The organism is Bacterioplanes sanyensis, assembly GCF_014652515.1.
GTDB lineage: Bacteria > Pseudomonadota > Gammaproteobacteria > Pseudomonadales > Oceanobacteraceae > Bacterioplanes > Bacterioplanes sanyensis.
Window position 1 is genome coordinate 1 of record NZ_BMYY01000016.1, and the last position, 19,968, is coordinate 19,968.

Annotated in this window: 18 protein-coding genes; 12 read left to right on the plus strand and 6 right to left on the minus strand. The window is 51.2% G+C overall.

From position 1 onward, the window contains the following. Nucleotides 1-324: 324 nt before the first annotated feature. Nucleotides 325-3,945, plus strand: coding sequence for a hypothetical protein (locus tag IE090_RS16345; RefSeq protein WP_189390066.1), 3,621 nt, complete (start codon nucleotides 325-327; stop codon nucleotides 3,943-3,945). Nucleotides 3,946-4,060: 115 nt separating this feature from the next. On the opposite strand, the gene IE090_RS16350 is transcribed toward IE090_RS16345, so the two are convergent. From IE090_RS16350 to IE090_RS16360, 3 genes are all read right to left on the minus strand, one after another. Beyond that, the gene (locus IE090_RS16350; RefSeq protein ID WP_229815808.1) at nucleotides 4,061-4,447 is read right to left on the minus strand and encodes a P-loop NTPase family protein; all 387 of its coding nucleotides are present in this window, start codon (nucleotides 4,445-4,447) and stop codon (nucleotides 4,061-4,063) included. A gap of 147 nt (nucleotides 4,448-4,594) precedes the next feature. Beyond that, nucleotides 4,595-5,797: an ABC transporter permease gene (locus IE090_RS16355; RefSeq protein ID WP_189390068.1), complete on the minus strand. Its 1,203-nt coding sequence runs from the start codon at nucleotides 5,795-5,797 to the stop codon at nucleotides 4,595-4,597. Then, entirely contained in the window at nucleotides 5,797-6,465 is a 669-nt protein-coding gene (locus IE090_RS16360) for an ABC transporter ATP-binding protein (RefSeq protein WP_189390070.1), read from the minus strand. The genes IE090_RS16355 and IE090_RS16360 overlap by 1 nt, the downstream gene beginning before the upstream one ends. Nucleotides 6,466-6,566: 101 nt before the next feature. Between IE090_RS16360 and IE090_RS16365 the strand changes: the two genes are divergently transcribed. Next, nucleotides 6,567-7,109, plus strand: a complete 543-nt coding sequence (locus IE090_RS16365) for a DUF3299 domain-containing protein (RefSeq protein WP_189390072.1) — start codon at nucleotides 6,567-6,569, stop codon at nucleotides 7,107-7,109. 5 nt (nucleotides 7,110-7,114) lie between these two features. Here IE090_RS16365 and IE090_RS16370 read toward each other — a convergent pair whose 3' ends face one another. From IE090_RS16370 to IE090_RS16380, 3 genes are read right to left on the minus strand one after another with little or no spacing between them, the layout of a single operon-like run. Further along, nucleotides 7,115-7,681: a ZrgA family zinc uptake protein gene (locus tag IE090_RS16370; protein WP_189390074.1), complete on the minus strand. Its 567-nt coding sequence runs from the start codon at nucleotides 7,679-7,681 to the stop codon at nucleotides 7,115-7,117. Between the two features lies 1 nt (nucleotide 7,682). Next, nucleotides 7,683-8,366 (minus strand): DUF1826 domain-containing protein, encoded by a 684-nt coding sequence (locus IE090_RS16375; RefSeq protein ID WP_229815809.1) that lies wholly within the window; start codon nucleotides 8,364-8,366, stop codon nucleotides 7,683-7,685. Then, a complete protein-coding gene (locus IE090_RS16380; RefSeq protein ID WP_189390076.1) occupies nucleotides 8,359-8,727 on the minus strand; it encodes a MerC domain-containing protein in 369 nt (122 codons plus the stop codon). The genes IE090_RS16375 and IE090_RS16380 overlap by 8 nt, the downstream gene beginning before the upstream one ends. Before the next feature lie 191 nt (nucleotides 8,728-8,918). On the opposite strand from IE090_RS16380, the gene IE090_RS16385 reads away from it, so the two are divergent. The 10 genes from IE090_RS16385 to cas3f all read left to right on the plus strand — a co-directional run bounded on the left by IE090_RS16385 (nucleotide 8,919) and on the right by cas3f (nucleotide 19,958). After that, complete coding sequence (locus IE090_RS16385; protein WP_189390078.1) at nucleotides 8,919-9,398, plus strand: FxsA family protein; 480 nt, start codon at nucleotides 8,919-8,921, stop codon at nucleotides 9,396-9,398. A 124-nt stretch (nucleotides 9,399-9,522) separates the two neighbouring features. Then, a complete protein-coding gene (locus tag IE090_RS16390) occupies nucleotides 9,523-9,816 on the plus strand; it encodes a co-chaperone GroES (RefSeq protein ID WP_189390080.1) in 294 nt (97 codons plus the stop codon). Between the two features lie 50 nt (nucleotides 9,817-9,866). Then, nucleotides 9,867-11,510, plus strand: a complete 1,644-nt coding sequence (gene groL, locus IE090_RS16395; RefSeq protein ID WP_189390082.1) for a chaperonin GroEL — start codon at nucleotides 9,867-9,869, stop codon at nucleotides 11,508-11,510. A 262-nt stretch (nucleotides 11,511-11,772) separates the two neighbouring features. Further along, nucleotides 11,773-12,123: a metalloregulator ArsR/SmtB family transcription factor gene (locus IE090_RS16400; protein WP_189390084.1), complete on the plus strand. Its 351-nt coding sequence runs from the start codon at nucleotides 11,773-11,775 to the stop codon at nucleotides 12,121-12,123. A gap of 8 nt (nucleotides 12,124-12,131) precedes the next feature. Further along, nucleotides 12,132-12,596, plus strand: coding sequence for an arsenate reductase ArsC (locus IE090_RS16405; RefSeq protein ID WP_189390086.1), 465 nt, complete (start codon nucleotides 12,132-12,134; stop codon nucleotides 12,594-12,596). A 34-nt stretch (nucleotides 12,597-12,630) separates the two neighbouring features. Beyond that, nucleotides 12,631-13,350, plus strand: coding sequence for an arsenical resistance protein ArsH (gene arsH, locus IE090_RS16410; protein WP_189390088.1), 720 nt, complete (start codon nucleotides 12,631-12,633; stop codon nucleotides 13,348-13,350). 10 nt (nucleotides 13,351-13,360) lie between these two features. Continuing rightward, nucleotides 13,361-14,383: an ACR3 family arsenite efflux transporter gene (gene arsB / locus IE090_RS16415; protein ID WP_189390090.1), complete on the plus strand. Its 1,023-nt coding sequence runs from the start codon at nucleotides 13,361-13,363 to the stop codon at nucleotides 14,381-14,383. Nucleotides 14,384-14,621: 238 nt separating this feature from the next. Continuing rightward, nucleotides 14,622-15,515: a helix-turn-helix transcriptional regulator gene (locus IE090_RS16420; RefSeq protein WP_189390092.1), complete on the plus strand. Its 894-nt coding sequence runs from the start codon at nucleotides 14,622-14,624 to the stop codon at nucleotides 15,513-15,515. Between the two features lie 205 nt (nucleotides 15,516-15,720). Then, the gene (gene cas1f, locus IE090_RS16425) at nucleotides 15,721-16,695 is read left to right on the plus strand and encodes a type I-F CRISPR-associated endonuclease Cas1f (RefSeq protein ID WP_189390094.1); all 975 of its coding nucleotides are present in this window, start codon (nucleotides 15,721-15,723) and stop codon (nucleotides 16,693-16,695) included. Then, a complete protein-coding gene (cas3f, locus tag IE090_RS16430) occupies nucleotides 16,692-19,958 on the plus strand; it encodes a type I-F CRISPR-associated helicase Cas3f (protein WP_189390096.1) in 3,267 nt (1,088 codons plus the stop codon). Before cas1f ends, cas3f begins: the two co-directional genes overlap by 4 nt. Nucleotides 19,959-19,968: the final 10 nt, after the last annotated feature.

Here is a 19,968-nt window from a genome sequence, read left to right on the forward strand (position 1 = left end):
GTCATGTGTCGTCTCTTTTTGCATAGGATAAAGAAATGACACAGAATTCTGAACACTACCGATGTCTGAGTGCATTAGTTCCGTACTGTAGATTGAATGGGGTTGCGTATAAATACTCGGAGTTTTCCAAATTTACGTATGTGGCCATGGGGATTTAACCATATTTTATAATTTCTTATTGATAGTGTTCGTTTTGGTCTATTTATTATGGTCTTACGTCGGTGATATCTATGCCCCCAATAGTTTTTTTTAAATACATCAAAGAGCGCTAACTCTCTACTATTTACATTCGCTTACAGAAACTAACAAAGTGAGTTAATTATTATGAGTAAGAAGTCATTGGTGGCTTTGGGAAGCCGTCCAACCAAACTCTTTTGCATGCTTTTAGCGATGGGGCAAGCCACATTGCCAACTTATGCTGCAGGGATTGATTTGCAGGATGTGTATTCCTATGCACAAGATGAAACGGGTCAGCAGCAGCGTCTGCGTTTGGACCCTGTTATTACCAATGACATTGTGGCGGAGGTAGATTACTGGACTTATTTTGGTCGCTACTCACGCCTTAGCGACTTAAAAGATGTGTTACGCAATAAGCTGCTTGACGAGTTCAAACATAAAAGTAAGGCAGAAAAGCAAGATATTTTGCGACAACTTCGCAATTCTGGCGGGATTAACTTTGCAGCAGAGTTGCAGGATAGAGACGGAGAACACAATTACTATACCTATGGTCTGAATATTGATCTGGATGCAAGTGAGGCAGATATCGTAAATGGAACTGATACACTGGAAAACTACATCACCAGCAGTGTTGACGAGTTTCATAGAAGGTTCAGGGAGTATGTGGAGTTCACCGAGGGAGAAGGCAACATCTATATCGATTACCTGAAGCTAACGGCAAAGGTCCCTTTAGTTTATTCGCTTGGCACGTTAAACAGCAGTTATGCAGAGGCGCTGGGCATTGAAGCAGAGCAACCTGCAAGCCCAGCTGGTCAGCAGCAGCAAGCTGAAGTTTTGAATAAAATCCTTGAAGAAGCCAGCCAGTATGGTAACGATTTAACCCAGTCTCCCACATTCTTGGCGGCCGCTTATAAGCTGGCGGAGCAAGCTCCGGGTTTTTACGGGTTGAGTGAAGAAGGCCAGGCAGAAGCGGCTGCCATTGCGGGTAATAGAATCAGCTACTGGATTGAGCAGCAACGAATTGCTGTAATCACCAATGCACAGAATAAGTTGAAAGATAACCCAATAACGCCGGATGTTCTGTTCTTGCAGGAACTAGCCGATGCCATGGGTGTATCTCACCGGTCGTTGCCAGCCTTGGCTTCTGTTCCCGAGGGGGAGGACAGCTGGGAGGGTAAAAGCGCTTTTCAGCATTTTTCCAACGAGGGAGCACTTTATCAGTTCTTAGATGCCTTCGTACCAGAGCGAGAGTATTGGGAAAACAGTGGCACCTTCGCTGCCTCAAGTGGATTCAGAGCGAACAGCAAGCGCAAAGGATTCACCAAAGAGCAGATCATTAATAAGCTCTATGCAGGCCTTGAGGTGGTGGATGAAGATAAAAAATCAGAGTTTTTGATGAATCTTAATCTTGCCTTTGATAGCCATTATGGTCAGCCATATAACCGCACTCATCAAGGTGATAGACACTCCTTAAACTACGATATATTGCCGGAGTTTATGCGAGATCTTCCCAGCTATTTTGTAAAAAAGAGGGCAGAGCTTGCCAGTGAAGCGCGCAAGCATTACGAATTTCTAGAAGCCAAGAAGTACAGCATTATAATGGGCAGAGAAGAGGAGTTTGAGCATGCGTATAAAACATGGATGCACTCAAACTCTATCACCGAGCCGCATGCGCTACCCGAATTAGAGCAATTGGATTTAATGCCAGGTATTAAGGGCATGGTTGAGCAAAGAGGGCAGCGGTTTTATGATCACATCATTGCTGCATCAGACAAAGATGACTTTAAAGCGCTGTCGACAAATTTGGAGAGAACACTAACAAGTGTCGCTGAACTGGTCGAGTTTGTGCCTTTTGTCGGCAGCCTTATTTCTGCGCCAATTCACGCCCACCTCGGCAACTGGACATCGTTTGGTACCAGCATGGCTTCTGGTCTAGCAGACGTACTGTCGCTGGGCACGAGCCGGATGGCCACCAGTGTCGGCAACGCCGCCAAAAACGCCGCCCTAAAAGCCGGAAAAACGACCTATGAAGCGGCAGAAGCCGGCAGCAAAGCTGCACAAGCTTTTCTTAAATCTACCAAGGTTCGAGCCATTGATATTTCATCGGTAGCGTTTGGAACAGGCGCGGAGTCGCTCGAATTTGGCCTAGGTGTTGAAGCGCTGTTAAATGCGAGAACTCCTGAAGAGCGCCGCTTGGCGATTATGGGGTTAATTACCACTTCCGTGATGGTAGCGCCAACACCTGTGATCTATACCGCACGAAAGCTGAATAGACCCAATCGCAACACGTCTCCGGTAGTAACCACTGAGGATGATGGCATTTCTTCGCTGCCCAAACAGGATGTTGATACAGCCACGGATTCAACAGGCCCAGGGTTGCAAGGCAAGGGTAATGAACAGGCGGATAATCAGACGTCGTCTTCGTCAGACGTCGATACGACTGGCCCAGCCCCGACGGTGAGCAATGATTACCCTGTAGTGATCGGTAATAAGTTCCCAGCCCAGTCTGGACGCTTGGCGCATACCTTTGATGATGATCTGCCGGAGTTGGTCACAACAGGGGCTCACTCGGGTCTGCTGCAAAACACGACCGGCGAGCTGTTTGTTGCCCCCGATGGCCCGGGAGGAAAATACCATCAGGTCGTAGCAACAGAGGAAGCGAATATTTATTACCTGAAGTCTGGCTCAGAGTTGCAGCTCAGACGCAAAGACGATGGCACAAGCTTCCAATTGGAACGTAAGACACGCTTGTTAGTGAAAGGCGGTGGCGGGGCATTTGCTACGGGCCGGGTGACGATTAACCATGTTTTCTTAGGAGATCGAGCGCTATCTGCTGCTGATAAGTTCAATATCTACTCTTGGAGAGCATTGGGCGCAGAAGTGAACATTTATACCCATCGCTTCAAAAAAGGTGAAAAGCATACCTTTGAAAGTCTCGGGCTTGCAGAGGGAGATGCAAATATCATTGAACTCGACGATATTCTTAGCTCAGATAAACGCATCGCTAGTGAAGATGCTGCCAGCCCACAAGCGAAGCTTGACTATACGCGTGAAACGCTGCGGACTTGGTTAAATAAAATACCAGACGATGGCAAGCCGAGCATAGATCATATTTTCAATATGGTGGATATGACCAAGTCCTATTTGGGTGGTACCCGAAGGGGTTTGACGGTTGATTTAAAGGTTGGCCCCAGCGCACACTTGAAGGATTACTTAAATGCCTTTGATAATCGACTGGTGAGCTACTCTCGTGGAGGAAATACAGCAAGCGGACTACCTGAGAACCAAGTAATAGGGACAATGGCCGCATCAAATGAGCTGCGTGCTCGCTATGCCGAGAACTTTAATAGCAAGGTGAAACGGGATGGTCTTGCTGATGTTGACCCGAATGAAAAGTACTATGACAAGTTAACCAGCTATCACGGTAACTCCTATAACCAGTCCAATAAGGACGCCAATAGGAGGCGTATTCCTGCGGAAAATCAATGGATTGATACCGCTGAAAGGACGCCAGACAACAAACCCAAAGGTGATGATGATCGCTATGAGGTCAGCGAGCCGAGCAGTAAAGGGTATGGTCCTTTCCGTGTGTTTAAGCATCCGGCCGATCAGTCGAATAAGGCAGGCTCAATTAAGACCAAGCCTGAAGATATTCAGCGGTTAGCGCAGGAGGCCTTAGAAAATGAAATCAGCCAGGTTGAAGGCGTGAATGATGCTTTCCTGAAAAAGGCAGAGCAGGCTTTGCGGGAGCTTAATCCAGCCGGTTAGGAATTTCTCTAGACTCTTTTAACGTTTAACCGAGCGTAGGTCGTTAGCAGCGGCAGGCAAAAGCCAGCCGCTGCTAATTCACCAACGCGAGTGCGTCTGTCTCAACGTTGCTGTGCTAGCTGTTGTGTAAAAGAGTAAAGCCATTAGGCTGCTTGATTGAGGTGATGATGTGCAATGACTTGCCGTCTGCCAACTCATTGAGTTGCTGCACCAGTGCTTGGTTCCAAAACCGCGAGCACAAGCGCAAGGTTTTATAGCTTTGCAGCGTGCCCTTAACAACCGAGCTGCCATCTGGCCAGCCTTCGGGCCGTTGCCATAAAGCTTTTAATAAGCGCTTGGTCACAAACCAGTAGCTCAGCGGGTAGGGCAAGTCGATATAGATAAGCGTATCTGCTGCTTGCAGGCGCTGATAAAAGTTATTGATGGGGCCGAAACCGTCCATGATCCAGCGCTCTGTTTGCAAAATGGCATCGTGCTCTGCCTTAAATATCTCTGCCGGCACACGCTCACCATTGGCGGCTTATTTGATGCCAGGTGGCGTTGATTTCGTCATCACTGAGTTCATCGCTGATGCTGCTGACAATGGCTTCCCAGTCTGGTTGGATCTTCATCCCTGTGGTTACCTTAAATCTGTTGTATTACTGTGCCGCTAACTTACCACGAGTGACATTCGATAGGCGCGGTAGCTGGGGTAAAGGGCCACCATAGCGCTGGCAGCGACTAATCCTAGCAATGTTAGGCCGACGTTGGCAGTAAAAAAGTCGCTGCTAATGGCCAGCCCCAGCCATTGCATAATGACACTTTGGCCGGCGCTGAGCAGCGTCCATAGCAGCAATATGGCGATGCCGATGGCCGTGGTGGCGATTAGCATTACCTCAGCCTGAATTAATAAAATAATAAAGCTGGGTCGAGCACCAAGCGTGCGCATAATGATGAGCTCTTGGCGCCGTTCGCGCATGGAGGCGAGCAGGGTGGCGCTGAGACCAATTAAGGCGGCGGCAAAAATCAGCCCAGCAATCGTGCGCAGCGTGGCTTCCATCACGTTAAGGCTGTCCCATAATTGTGTCAGGGTCACGCCGGGTAAAATGGCCATCAGTGGCTCGCCGCGGTACTCATTAATGCGTCGTTGCACCTGAAAGGTTTTTAAGCGTGATGTCAGCCCTATTAAAGTGGCGGTGATGCTGTCAGGTATGATAGCTGCATCCAGCGCCATGCCAGCAGGTCGGTGTGCGGCTTCCAGCCCGGCGAGAGAAACATAAAGGGCTTTATCTACGGGCGTGCCGGTGGGCGCTAAAATACCGCTCACGGTAAAGGGGTGCTGTTCGTGCTGTTGAAAGCTGTGCTGTCCAAGGCCGTGAGAAATGACCAGTGAGTCCCCAACCTGGTAGTTAAATTTCCGCGCGACTTGAGCGCCGATAACGACTTCAAATGTTTGCTTAAACGCCTGGCCCTGCTGAAATTGCAGCGGCGTTTTTTGGCCGTAGCGAAAGTGCTCAAAAAAGTTGGCGTTGGTACCCACCACACGATGGCCGCGGTGGGAGTCACCCATGGCCAGTGGAATGGCCCAAGCGACATCGGCTGACTGCTGCAGGGCGTCAAAGCTCTGATATGACATATTGCGACTGGCACTGCCCAGGTGGAATACCGAATACAGCAATAAGTTAATATCCCCACCTCGGGCACCAACTATTAAATCGACGCCGGAGACGGTCTGGCTAAATGCCTGACGGGCTTGCTGGCGAATGTGCTCCACTGACAGCAGAGTTAAAGCACTGATGCTGATGGCGACAATGCTGAGCAATACCGCGCCGCGACGATAGGCCAAACTGGCCACAACCACACGCCAGAACATTAGTTATTCTCCTGTGCTTGCAGCTCATGCAAGGCTTGCACTCGGCTAAAGGCCGGCATCAGACTGAGGTCATGGCTGACCATGACTAAGGTGGCATTTTGCTGCTCGCATAGGCGTTGTAGCTGTTGCATAAATTGATCGCGATTAGCGTCGTCTAGGGCGGAGGTCGGCTCATCGGCGAGAATAATTTGGGGCTGATGAATCATCGCCCGCACAATGGCAACGCGTTGCTGCTGCCCCAAACTGAGGGTATGGGCCGGCTGCTGCAGCACGTCACCACCGAGGTTTACCTCAGCCAGTAAAGATTCGGCCTGCGCTTTAATCGTATGACGTAGGCCCTGTCTTTGGCTCAAGTGTGCGGCGAGCAAAACATTGTCTAACACGGTTAAATACGGAATTAAATTCAGCTGCTGGGCAATAAAGCCTAAGTGGCGAGCGCGAAAGGCATCGCGTTTGCGCCCAGACCAGTGATTGATGGTCTGGCCTAGTATTTCAACTCGGCCCTGCTGGGGCAGCAATAACCCCGCCAGAACATGCAACAAGGTGGATTTACCACTGCCAGAAGGGCCGTGCACTAAGACGCGCTCCCCTGGTTCTACCCGCCAGTGAGAAATGTTTAACACTGGGCGCTGCTGGTAAGCCAGTTGTAATTGTGAAAGGGTGATCATAAACAAAGACGCAGCCGATTGTTTTCGTTATGGTATAACATAGTTGTGATGAAATAATAAGGTACTTGGGTATGTGGCAAGGGCTCAACAAAACAATAAGCATGCTGTGTTGGTGGCTCGCTTGGGGCAGCTTTGCAACGGTTCATGCCAGCGATTACCAAACCATTGAATGGACCGAGCTGATTCCCGAGCAGGATTTACAGGCGCTGATGGCCCCGCCAGAAAATCTGAACGAAGTGCCCGAGGGTGATTTAGCGGACCAAATCAGCAGCGAGCTGCAGTTGCAATTGCAGGGTGATAAAGAGCTAACGCCTTATGAGCAGGCACTGGTATCGACGCGCATTCGCCCTGAATTTGATCAACGCCAAGTGCGAATTCCTGGCTTTGTGGTGCCGCTGCAATACGATGAGCAGCAACGAGTGACCGAATTTTTTTTAGTGCCATTTTTTGGCGCCTGTGTGCACTACCCGCCACCGCCGCCCAATCAGATCATTTTTTCTACCTCAAGCCCTGGTTTTGAACTGACGACCCTTATGGATGCCTTCTGGGTGAAAGGCAAAATATCGACGCAATTGGTCGAAAATGATATGGCCGTCGCTGCGTATTCACTGCGTGTTGATAGCATTGAGCCTTACTACGAATAACCCCGTTAGCGGGTAAAGCGTAATTGTGGCTGGGCTGGCGTCAGGCGCTGATAGCCTTGGTGTTTATCCGTAATCCACTGCACTTCAAGCTGCTGGATAGCGGGAAACATGGCCATCAAATTAAAGGTGAGCAGCTCTATAGCTTCACAACTTAGCACATAGTCGGCGTGAAACTCGCCATGGCCCTCTGCGGTGGATGAGTCGCCATGGTGATGATGATCATCAGGCTGTGGCGACATGCCAGGAGTGCGAACATCGGCATGGTGAAGTTGGCAGCGGTGCGGCGATTTAAGCAAGGTGGGTAGCAGTGCCAACTGCTGTTGTGCCTGTGCCAATTGTTGCTTTTGCTCGGCGGTTTGCGGGGCATGCTCAAAGCCGACGATATTGGCTGCCGGCGACTGCAACTCCAGCATCAAAGTATCGTCATGCATCACTAGGTTTAACCGTGCAATGCCATGCTCATGGGCGTTGTGGCGTTGGGAGTTGCCATGATGGTCATGCTTATCGTGAGCTGCTGCGGGCCACGCCACTAACAATGCCGACATGGCCCAAGGAAAGATCAGTGTTTTCATATTAATCGGCAAAATCTAAGGTTAATAACAAACGGCTGCTACTTGCTGCAGGGGGTACTGGTGTAGGAGAGCGATGCACGGCGCCATTGCCTTCGTTGCCGAGCCAATTTTCCCCTTTGAGCAAAACAACGTCATGCTGGGCTAACTGCTGTACCGCGGCGTCGTCATGATACACGCCAGCATCGCGATCTGCTTTGCCACCTGTGCGGTGCCCCATGCGCGAACGCTCAACCTGATGGTTGTACAACCATTCACTGCCCGGCCCCAAGTAACTGGTCACTAAGCGGCAGGGCACTTTATCTACATGAAATTTAGGACACATGGCGCCGTTTACCAGCGCTAACCGCAGGCCGGCGGCGGGTAAATCAAATAAGCAGCAAAACATATCGACCAGCTCAGCGGCATCGCTCACCAAGGCAGCCTTGCCAGCCGCGTCTGGCAATGCTCTGGCCAATGCTTGAAAGGCCGCTTCTGGCTCAAGCCGACATTGCAGTGACGACCAAGTACAGTCTGCGGACGCCAGAAATTGCGCGTAATCCGCCACCTCGTCGGCCAAGCTGCGCCGCCACGCCACCAAATTAATGCCGGCATCATAAATGTGCGTCAGCACGTTGGCATTGTCTCCGAGTAATGCCGAGCTGCTGGTACAACGCAGCGGGCGTTGAAAATAAGCCAGATTAGCCACGTGACCACCTCCGGTTTAACCCATGGGCTGCCCACATTGCCAATGCGCCGGCTGCGGTTAACCAAGCTTCCAGTGTTTCGCCTGCCAGCAATGCAAGCAACAGCAGCAGCAGGCCCGCGCCAGCAATCATCGCAGGCAAATAGCGACCATGATGCTTAACGCCCGCCGGAAAGCTCAGCACGGCGAACAGCAACACAGGAGCCAGCAGTGCCCAGTGAATCGTTTCGGTGGCCAATGCCGCGCCCAAGGTGCCCAGCGCCCCAGAGGCCAATAACAAGGGGGTTAATAAGCAGTGTGACAAACACAAACCAGAGCATAGGGTGCCGGCCCAATCGCGTTGCGCGGCGGTTAGCAGATTCATGTTGGGCTCCTTATCGTTGAGCGTTAGCGGTAACAAGACAATACTAAAATTGTTATAACATAACAAACGTGTAAGGGCAGTCTTATGCCTTATAAACTTGTAGCTTCTGACCCTTGTTGACCCATTGCCCCTTGTATTGCTCAGCGAGCGGCCCCAACTAGAGAAATACGACAAGTTAGCAGGAGCAATACGTGCCCCTTTTTATCTTCTTTATTTTGGTCTCACTGCTCGAGATTTATGTTCTGATTCAGGTCGGCTCCTTGATTGGTGCTCTGGCAACCGTGGCCTTGGTGGTGCTGACCGCCGTGGTAGGTGTGACCTTACTGCGGGCCCAGGGCTTGGCAACCTTAATGCGTGCCCGCGCACGGATGGAGCAAGGCAGCTTGCCCGCCGAAGAGTTGGCAGAAGGTTTTTTACTGGCTATGGCCGGTGCCACCTTGTTAACCCCAGGGTTTGTGACCGACGCCCTAGGCTTTGCATTGTTGGTACCTAGGGTGCGTAAAAAATTACTGCAAAGCGCGATGAAGTTGCTCAAGCCAAATGTGATGATGGGCGGCAATGTATATGAGGGGCAAGCGCGTCCACATGCTGGCCAAGACAACCAGGCCCACGCCTCTGGCCGAGTGATTGAAGGCGATTATCAGCGCCAAGACGAAGAGCAAAAACGATAAATTTTTTTTGATTGGGGGTGTTGAAATCTAAATTGGCACCCCTATCTAGCAAGCACGGCATCCGGTGGTGTGAACGCCACAGCCGACAACACAACACTGGTTCAAACATTGGAGAAGACTTCAGATGAAAATCCGTCCTTTACACGATCGCGTCGTTGTTCGTCGCAAGGAAGAAGAGCAAACCACTGCTGGTGGCATCGTATTGCCAGGCTCTGCGGCTGAAAAGCCTAACCAGGGTGAAGTCGTGGCCGTTGGTACTGGTCGAGTTCTGGACAACGGTGAAAGCCGCCCTGTAGCTGTCAAGGAAGGCGACATCGTCGTATTCGGCAAATACTCAGGCTCTAACACCATCGAAGTCGACGGTGAAGAGTTGCTGATTCTGAATGAAAGCGAAATTTATGGTGTGCTGGAATCTTGATTCATCCAGCCAAGTGACATCGAAACCTAAATACAGTTAAGGAAAAAATCATGGCAGCTAAAGAAGTAAAATTTGGCAATGAAGGCCGCAAGGCAATGTTGGACGGCGTTAACGTCCTGGCGAACGCAGTTAAAGTAACCTTGGGCCCTAAAGGCCGTAACGTGGTTCTGGAAAAATCTTTCGGTGCACCGACCATTACTAAAGATGGTGTCTCTGTAGCGAAAGAAATCGAGCTGGAAGACAAGTTCCAGAACATGGGCGCCCAAATGGTTAAAGAAGTGGCGTCACAAGCAAACGACCAAGCAGGTGACGGCACCACCACCGCGACCGTACTGGCACAAGCCATTGTTAACGAAGGTCTGAAAGCGGTTGCGGCGGGCATGAACCCAATGGACCTGAAGCGCGGCATCGACAAAGCGACCGCGGCTGTGGTTGAGCAACTGAAGTCACAAGCTAAGCCTTGTGAAGACAACAAAGCCATTGCCCAAGTAGGTACGATTTCTGCCAACGCAGATGAAACCGTTGGCAAAATCATCGCCGAAGCGATGGAAAAAGTTGGCAAAGAAGGTGTGATCACCGTTGAAGAAGGCAAAGGCCTGAACGACGAGCTGGAAGTGGTTGAAGGCATGCAGTTCGACCGCGGCTTCCTCTCACCTTACTTTGTGACCAACCAAGAAAAAATGACCGCAGAGCTGGAAAACCCACTGCTGCTGTTGGTTGACAAAAAAGTCGACAACCTGCAAGAGCTGATTCCAGTACTGGAAAACGTGGCTAAGTCTGGTCGTCCGCTGTTGATCGTTGCCGAAGACGTTGAAGGTCAAGCACTGGCGACTCTGGTAGTGAACAACCTGCGCGGTACCTTCAAAGTGGCGGCGGTTAAAGCACCAGGCTTTGGTGATCGTCGTAAAGCCATGCTGCAAGACATCGCTGTGCTGACTGGCGCACAAGTGATTTCTGAAGAAGTCGGCATGTCTCTGGAAACCACCACTCTGGATCACCTGGGCACGGCTAAGAAAGTTGTGATCAGCAAAGAAAACACCGTGATCGTTGACGGTGCAGGTTCTGAAGCTGACGTAAACGCTCGCGTTGATCAAATTCGCGCAGAAATCGAAGCGTCTACTTCAGACTACGACAAAGAAAAACTGCAAGAGCGCGTTGCCAAGTTGGCAGGCGGTGTTGCTGTGATCAAAGTCGGCGCTGGCTCTGAAGTTGAAATGAAAGAGAAAAAAGACCGCGTAGACGACGCGCTGCACGCAACTCGCGCCGCCGTTGAAGAAGGCGTTGTCGCGGGCGGTGGTGTTGCTCTGGTACGCGCTCTGGCCAACGTCACGGTTGAAGGCGATAACGAAGATCAAAACGTTGGTATCGCTCTGGCACTGCGTGCGATGGAAGCACCAATTCGTCAAATCGCGGCTAACGCTGGTGCCGAAGGCTCAGTGGTTGTCGATAAAGTGAAAGCGGGCGAAGGCGCGTTTGGCTTTAACGCAGCAACCGGTGAATACGGCGACATGATCGAAATGGGTATTCTCGACCCAGCGAAAGTGACTCGCTCTTCACTGCAAGCAGCCGCTTCTGTTGCTGGTCTGATGATCACCACCGAAGCCATGGTGGCTGAAGTGCCAAAAGACGACGCTCCTGCAATGCCTGATATGGGCGGCATGGGTGGCATGGGCGGTATGGGCGGCATGATGTAAGCTGCTCGCCCCGTGCGAATAAAAACCGGCCTTTATGGCCGGTTTTTTTATGTCTGGTTGATCCACTTTTAAGAACTTATTTGATCTTTTGTATATGAAATTCCATATATATGGTATATCGTATATTCAAGTCGATGCGGGCAGCAAGCGTGGCGGAAGAGTGTGCGGCGGCAACGCTGCGGTATTAAAAAGTGCGGCATTAAAAAGTCCGGCGGTAAAGAGTGATTGACGATGCTTACACAGACACAAGAGGCACTGGCTGATGGCTGGGCAAAATAAAATCAGCGAGTCGGCGTTTACACCTTTGGTGTTTTATAAGGCGCTGGCGGATGACACTCGGCTGCAATCCTTGCTGTTGATTAGCGAGCAGGGCGAGCTGTGCGTGTGCGATTTAATGGCGGCGCTGCAGCAGTCGCAACCCAAAATATCCCGTCACCTGGCGCAGCTGCGCAAGAGCGGCATACTGCTGGATCGCAGGCAAGGCCAGTGGGTGTATTACAGCTTGCACCCGCAGCTGCCTGATTGGGCACGGCAGGTGTTAGCGCTGACGGCAGAGCAAAATCCGGATTATGCAGCTCGCGCGCGCCAATATGTCACCACCCACTGTTGCTGAGGTTTGCCGTGAAAATTCTTTATATTTGCACCCATAATCGCTGCCGCAGCATTTTATCTGAGGCCATTACCAACCAAGAAGCACCAGGCGTGATAGAAGCGCGCAGCGCTGGTAGTCAGCCCAGTGGTGAAGTGCACCCGTTATCGCTTAAATATTTACAGCAAGCCGGCATCGACACGGCCGGGCTGCAAAGCCAGTCCTGGCATGAGTTTGAAGACTTTGCGCCGGATGTGGTGATTACCGTATGCGATTCTGCAGCGGGTGAAAGCTGCCCGCTGTGGTTTGGCCAAACCATTAAAGTGCACTGGGGGCTTGAAGATCCATCAAAAGTTGAAGGCACTCCCGCACAGCAAGCTCAAGCGTTTCAGCGCTGCATTGAGCTGATTCAGGCCCGAGTGCAGCCATTAAAAACCATTGCCCAATTGCCGCCTGAGCAGTGGGCAGCAGCGTTGCATGATTTAATCGACCACTGAGTCGCTGCGACTGACACGCATATTAGGAGTAGCTATGCCATCGAACGACGAATCCCTGCCTAATGTGGAGTCGGAGCAATTTCAAATACCGACCACGGCACAATTTAAACGTCAATTTTCAACCCATAAGCCACGCATACTGCTGTTATACGGCTCATTGCGTGAGCGTTCTTTTAGCCGCTTAGTCATCGAAGAATGCGCGCGGCTGTTAGAAAATATGGGAGCCGAGGTGCGCATTTTTAATCCGCAGGGGTTGCCCTTGCCAGACAGTACAGATGACCAACATGCTAAGGTGCAAGAACTGCGTGATTTAGTGGTGTGGTCAGAAGGCCAAGTCTGGTGTTCGCCCGAGCGCCACGGTGCCATGACCGGCATAATGAAAGCCCAAATCGACTGGATTCCTCTATCGTTGGGGGCCGTGCGTCCAACTCAAGGTAAAACCTTGGCCGTGATGCAGGTAGAAGGCGGTTCGCAATCCTTTAATGTGGTCAATCAGCTGCGCGTGCTGGGCCGCTGGATGCGCATGATCACCATCCCCAATCAGTCTTCGGTGGCGAAAGCGTTTTTAGAGTTTGATGAAAATAATCGCATGAAGCCATCTGGCTACTACAACCGCATTGTGGATGTAATGGAAGAGCTGATGAAGTTCACCTTGCTGACGCGTGACAACAGCGATTATTTGGTTGATCGCTATTCTGAGCGGGTAGAAACGGCCGAGCAACTGATGCAGCGCGTTAACCAACGCTCAATGTAGGAGCCATGTGATGGGTTTGTTTGAACGTTATTTATCCGTATGGGTGACGCTTGGCATTGTCGCTGGCGTTCTACTGGGTAACTGGCTACCTGGGGTATTCAGCCAAATTGCCAGGCTGGAATATGCTCACGTTAACCTGGTGGTGGCGGTATTAATCTGGTTGATGATCTACCCCATGATGATTCAGGTGGATTTTTCTTCCATTAAAGATGTGGGCAAAAAGCCCAAAGGACTGGTGCTGACCTTAACCATTAACTGGTTAATCAAACCCTTTACTATGGCCTTATTAGGCTGGCTGTTTTTCCGTGTAGTGTTTGCCGATTGGGTCGATCCGCAAACGGCGGGTGAATACATCGCCGGTATGATTCTACTGGGTGTGGCGCCATGTACGGCCATGGTGTTTGTTTGGAGTCAGCTGACCAAGGGCGACCCAAACTACACGCTGGTGCAAGTATCCATTAATGACATCATTATGGTGTTTGCCTTTGCGCCCATTACCGCGTTTTTACTCGGTATCAGTGATATACAGGTGCCCTGGCAAACCTTGCTATTGTCAGTTGCATTGTATGTGGTACTGCCATTGGTGGCCGGCATGTTTACCCGAAAAATGCTGGATAAAAGCAACGACCACAGCCGCTTAAATCAGTTTATGGCTACCTTAAAGCCTTGGTCCATTATCGGTTTGCTGGCAACGGTGGTGCTGCTGTTTGGTTTTCAGGCACAAACCATCATCGAACAGCCCATGGTCATTGGCATGATCGCCATTCCTTTGCTGATCCAAACCTATGGCATATTTGCCATCGCTTATTTGGCCGCCAAGCGGTTAAAGCTAAGCCATACTATTGCCGCGCCAGCCTGCATGATTGGCACCTCTAACTTCTTTGAGTTGGCCGTGGCTGTGGCGATTTCCTTATTCGGCTTGCACTCTGGCGCTGCCTTAGCGACCGTGGTGGGCGTACTGGTCGAAGTGCCGGTAATGTTGTCATTGGTGTGGTTTGCTAACCGTACCAGGCATTGGTTCATGGTGTCCTGAGTCAGAAGTGCACATATTTGCATTCGTTTACTTGGGCGCGCCCTTCAAGCCCCTTGGCTTTGCTCTGCCTCTTGCCAAGGGAGCTACCATTGCCGGCGAGGCACGCCTCGCCAGAGCACTTGGATGGCCTGCTGAAAGCATGTGAACTTCAGACTCAGGGCACTAGATGACTGCTGTGGACATTGTTTGCTAACAAAAAAATTATTATGTTAGGCCGGCCCCTGCAACTGGAGCCGACATGGACGCTTTTGATACCCGGATGACTGCACCCGAGCAGTCCACACTCAGCCACCAGCAACAACAAATATTTAAACGCATAGAGCTGATCGCCCAATGGCAAGGGCGGCTCAATACCCAAGACCTAACCCGTTCACTGGGGATAACACGGCAAACCGCCAGCAAACTGATTAACGAATACAAGCATTATTGCCCCAACTACTTAGTTTATGAGCCTAAGATCAGGGGTTACCAACCTGGCCCGGATTTTCAACCGCGTTTTAGTAGCGGTCAGTTTGATGACTACGTCGCTCTCAGCCCAGATGCCATTCACGCCGACCTGTCTGATTTGCCGACAGATGTCAGCTTGCTGAGCCTAGGCGGTAGCCAGCGCCAGCCCAGTGCAGACATAGTGCGTTTTGTTATTCAGGCCATTCAGCAACACCAGCGCCTCGATATTGCTTACGCAAGTATGTCGAGCCTGCAAGATCAAGAGCGCATCATCAGCCCACACACCCTAATTAATGATGGTCGCCGCTGGCATGTGCGCGCCTGGTGTGAAAAAAAACAAACCTTTTGTGATTTTGTCTTAACCCGTATTCGCCATGTGTTTTCCCTCGAAGGTCCAGCGCGGCATTTGCGTGAGCACGATCAGCACTGGCATACCTGGGTGTCGTTCAGCATTGAGCCCGACCCTCGTCTGGCGCCAGAGATTCGCCGCACCGTCGCCCTAGACTACGACATGGAGCCAGATGCCCATGGGCACCTAAAGCGTCACTATCGAGTGCGCGCGGCACTGTTGCTGTATTGGCTGCAACAACTAAGGGTAGATCGCTACCGCGAGCGTCCAGAGGCACAGCAAATAATTCTCAGCCCAGAAAGCCAGAGCATTGTCGACCAATGGCTGCCGAAATAACCGCCCATGGCAACTGTCTGATTTTTTGACGTGTGCAAACATCCAGTATTGAGATACCTGTCAAGCTGCGTATTAATAGCCAGCGCAGGAGGCAGACAGGAAGTCAGCGCCGCGTAAGCAAAAAAGGGTGCTGTAAACAAGGCGCGACAGGGAAGTACAAGGACACAGTGGCCAGGGAGGGCTGACTGATCAGGAGAGCAAAGCAATGGACGACTTATCACCATCGGATTTAAAAACCATCCTGCATTCCAAACGGGCCAACATCTATTATCTACAGCATTGTCGCGTGCTGGTGAACGGTGGTCGGGTTGAGTACGTGACAGATGAAGGCAAGCAGTCACTGTATTGGAATATCCCCATTGCCAACACCAGCTCGGTATTGCTCGGCACGGGCACGTCCATTACTCAGGCGGCCATGCGCGAGTTTGCCAAAGCCGGTGTCATGGTCGGCTTTTGTGGCGGTGGCGGTACGCCTCTGTTCTCTGCCAATGAGTTCGACATTGATGTCTCGTTTTTGAGTCCGCAAAGTGAGTATCGGCCCATCGAATATTTGCAGCAGTGGCTGCGCTTTTGGCTAGATGATGACAAGCGCCTAGCGGCTGCTAAATCTATCCAAACCACTCGCATCGACTATACCCGTAGGCAGTGGTTCAACCCTCAGCTATTTGATAGCGAGCATTTTCATCCCATCGCGACCTTATTGCATTCAAAGCTGGATGCTTTTGCTCAGCAAGTAGAAGCGGCAACAGATATTCAAGAAATAATGCTTGCCGAAGCGCGGCTCACCAAATCTTTGTATCAGCAAGTTTGCCAGGCGACGGGTTACAACGATTTCAGCCGGGTTAAGCGTGGCAAAGGGGCAGACCCAGCCAATCGCTACTTAGACCATGGCAATTACCTGGCCTACGGCTTAGCAGCCACAGCTAGCTGGGTATTGGGTTTGCCTCATGGTTTATCCGTGTTGCATGGCAAAACCCGCCGCGGTGGTTTGGTGTTTGATGTGGCAGATATGGTGAAAGATGCATTGGTGATGCCGCAGGCGTTTATCAGCGCCATGCAAGGGCATGAAGAGCAAGAGTTTCGCCAAGCTTGCATCCGTAATTTTCAGCAAGTTGAAGTGCTCGATTTTATGATTGAGCAGCTCAAAACCATGGCAGCAACCTTCGGAGAGCACGCATGAATGTGCTGTTGATATCCCAATGCTCTAAGCGGGCGCTGCCTGAAACCCGCCGCATTCTCGATCAATTTGCCGAGCGCTGTGGTGATCGCACCTGGCAAACCGCCATTACCCAAGAGGGTCTAAACACCCTGCGCAAATTATTAAAAAAAACGGCCCGGCGCAACACTTCCGTAGCCTGCCACTGGATTCGAGGTAAAAACCGTACCGAACTCCTGTGGTTAGTGGGCAACCCACGGCGTTTTAATGCTCATGGCGCGGTACCTACCAACACCACCGAGCGCGATGTATTGCGCAGCCAAGATGAAAACCAATGGCAGCACGGCGAGGTGATTACTTTGCTCAGCAGTTTGGCAGCCCTATTTCATGACTTTGGCAAGGCGGGCTTATTGTTTCAGCAAAAATTGGCGGGTAAAGGGCCAGGGTATGAGCCGTATCGCCATGAGTGGCTCTCGTTGCGCATGTTTGAGGCGTTGGTCCATGGCTGTAAAAACGATGCGGAATGGCTGCAAAAACTCACTCAATTAACAGCAAAAGATGAGCAAGCGCTATGGCAGCATTTGGTGCGAGATGGCCTAGATGACCCAGTGTCTTCGCCGCTGAAATATTTACCGCCACTGGCTAAAGCTGTGGGCTGGTTAGTATTAACGCACCACCGCCTACCGCAATGCCCAAAAGGTAGCAAAGAACAGCCCATTAAATACGTTGAACAATTTTTAGAAAAAGCCATAACCTGCAGTTGGAACTCAACCAATCATGACAAAGAATGGCCAAAAGAAAGCTTGCAGCAGGTATGGCAAAGTAAGCACGGTACGCCGATTAACAGTCGCAGCTGGTGCGGCAAAGTGGCTCGTGTGGCTGATAGGGCGCTAAAACACCCGTCGTTACTGCACCGTAACTGGTTGGAAAACCCTTTTGCTTTGCACATCGCGCGTTTGCAACTGATGCTGGCGGACCATTGGTATTCTGGCCAGAGCAGCCAGGGCCGTTGGAGCGACGAGAACTACCCTGTGTACGCCAATACCCATCGCGATGGCCCGCGACGCCAGCAGTTTAATCAAAAGCTGGATGAACACCTGATTGGCGTATACCGCAGCGCCCATCAAATGGCGCGACTGTTGCCCAGTCTCAAAACCAACTTACCGCACATTGCGCGCCACCCAGAGCTAAAAAAACGCACCACGGCAGCGACATTTGCTTGGCAAAATAAGGCCTATGACCTGGCTTGCTCGCTGCGCGAGCACAGTCAAAAGCACGGCTTTTTTGGTATTAATATGGCCTCAACCGGGCGTGGTAAAACCTTTGCCAATGCGCGTATTGCTTATGGCCTGAGTGATCCGCAACTGGGCTGTCGCTTTTCTGTGGCCTTGGGTTTACGCACCTTAACCTTGCAAACTGGCGATGCCATGAAAGCCTTACTGCGCTTAAACGATGAAGACATGGCGGTAATGGTGGGCGGGCAAGCCGTACAGGCCTTGCACAAACTGCAGCACAGCAGGGATTCTGGCTCGGAATCGGCGGATGATTTTTTTGGTGACGATCAATACGTTAGCTATGAGGGTAATATCAGTGGTCCGCTAGATGAATGGTTGCAGCGCTCGCCGCGCCTACAAAAATTGGTCAGCGCGCCGGTATTGGTTAGCACCATTGACCATTTAATGCCCGCCACCGAGAGCGACCGTGGTGGTCAGCAAATAGCACCCATGCTGCGGTTATTAAGCTCTGATCTTATTCTTGATGAGCCAGATGACTTTGCTCTGCAAGATTTACCAGCGCTGACTCGGCTGGTTAACTGGGCTGGCATGCTAGGCAGTCGGGTATTATTAAGCTCGGCCACCTTGCCGCCCAGCCTGGTGCAAGCCTTATTTGAATCTTATTGTGCCGGTCGGCAGGTGTATCAAAATAACTGTGGCGAGCCGGGTCTGCCGTTGAATGTTAGCTGTGCATGGTTTGATGAATTTAATGTCGCTAGCTCCAGTCATTACGCATTGGCAGATTTTAGCGAGGCGCATTGCCAGTTCGCACAGCAGCGCATGCAACACCTTAATCAGCACAAAAATAAACGCCTAGCGCAGCTATTGCCGATTCAAGCTGAGTCGGCTACAGCGCACGATGTTATATGTGCCGTGGCACAAGAATGCCACCGGCAGCTGCACCAATTACACCAGCAGCACCACAGCACCAATGAGCAGGGACAGCAGCTCAGCGTTGGCTTGATTCGCTGTGCCAATATTAACCCGCTGGTGGCTCTGGCTCAGCACTTATTAACCATGCCGGCTGAGCCTGGTTATCGTATTCATTATTGCGTATATCACAGTCAGCACCCGTTGGCGGTGCGCTCTGCCATCGAAAGCGACTTAGATACGTTATTAAATCGCAAACAGGAGCAGGCCATTTGGCAGCATCCTGTGGTGCGAGAGGCGATGCAACAGCATCCAGACGACAAACACATTATCGTGGTGTTGGGCACAGCGGTGACAGAGGTCGGGCGTGACCATGATTACGACTGGGCCATTGCCGAGCCGTCTTCCATGCGATCGCTCATTCAATTGGCCGGGCGCATCTCACGCCACCGGGAGTATGAGCCAGCTAGCGCAAATTTATTAGTGATGAACCAAAACATTCGTGCTCTTAGGCAGCGTTTGCCGGCTTATATCAAACCGGGTTTTGAAGCAGATAAAGGTGAAACCGGCGGCCTGCGACTGGAGCAACACAAGTTAGAGAGCATTTTAACGCCATCGCAGTTAAACCCACTGAATGCCAATGCGCGGATTCATGAGCGACCAGACCCGCAGCCAAGCAATAACCTAGTCGACCTGGAGCATGGGCAGTTGCGACGTACTTTGTTTGCTCACCCTGAGCGAGGTGATAAAACCAGCGCTGATATTTGGTGGCGCAAGCAAGCGCACACCACCTTCGAATTGCAGCGCCACACTCGCTTTCGTCAGTCCATGCCGAGCCAGGATTTTTATCTGCTGCTCGAAGACGAGCAAGCCGACATTCGATTCTGCCAGTGGAGTACGAAGCACCAAGAAGAAAGCGACCAAAGCTATGACTTTGAAATCACCAAGCTAGCTGAGCCTGCCAAGGGCATCAGTATGTTGGGGCATTACGATTACCGGCACTGTGTGCTGAATTTATCCGAGCAGCTCGATCAAGATATAGCCGAAACCAGTCGCTATTTTGGTGGACTTAACTTGCCAAATAGTAATAAAAAATGGTGTTATCACCCAATGCTGGGCATTTATCAGCCATTACTGGATTGATCGACAAGGA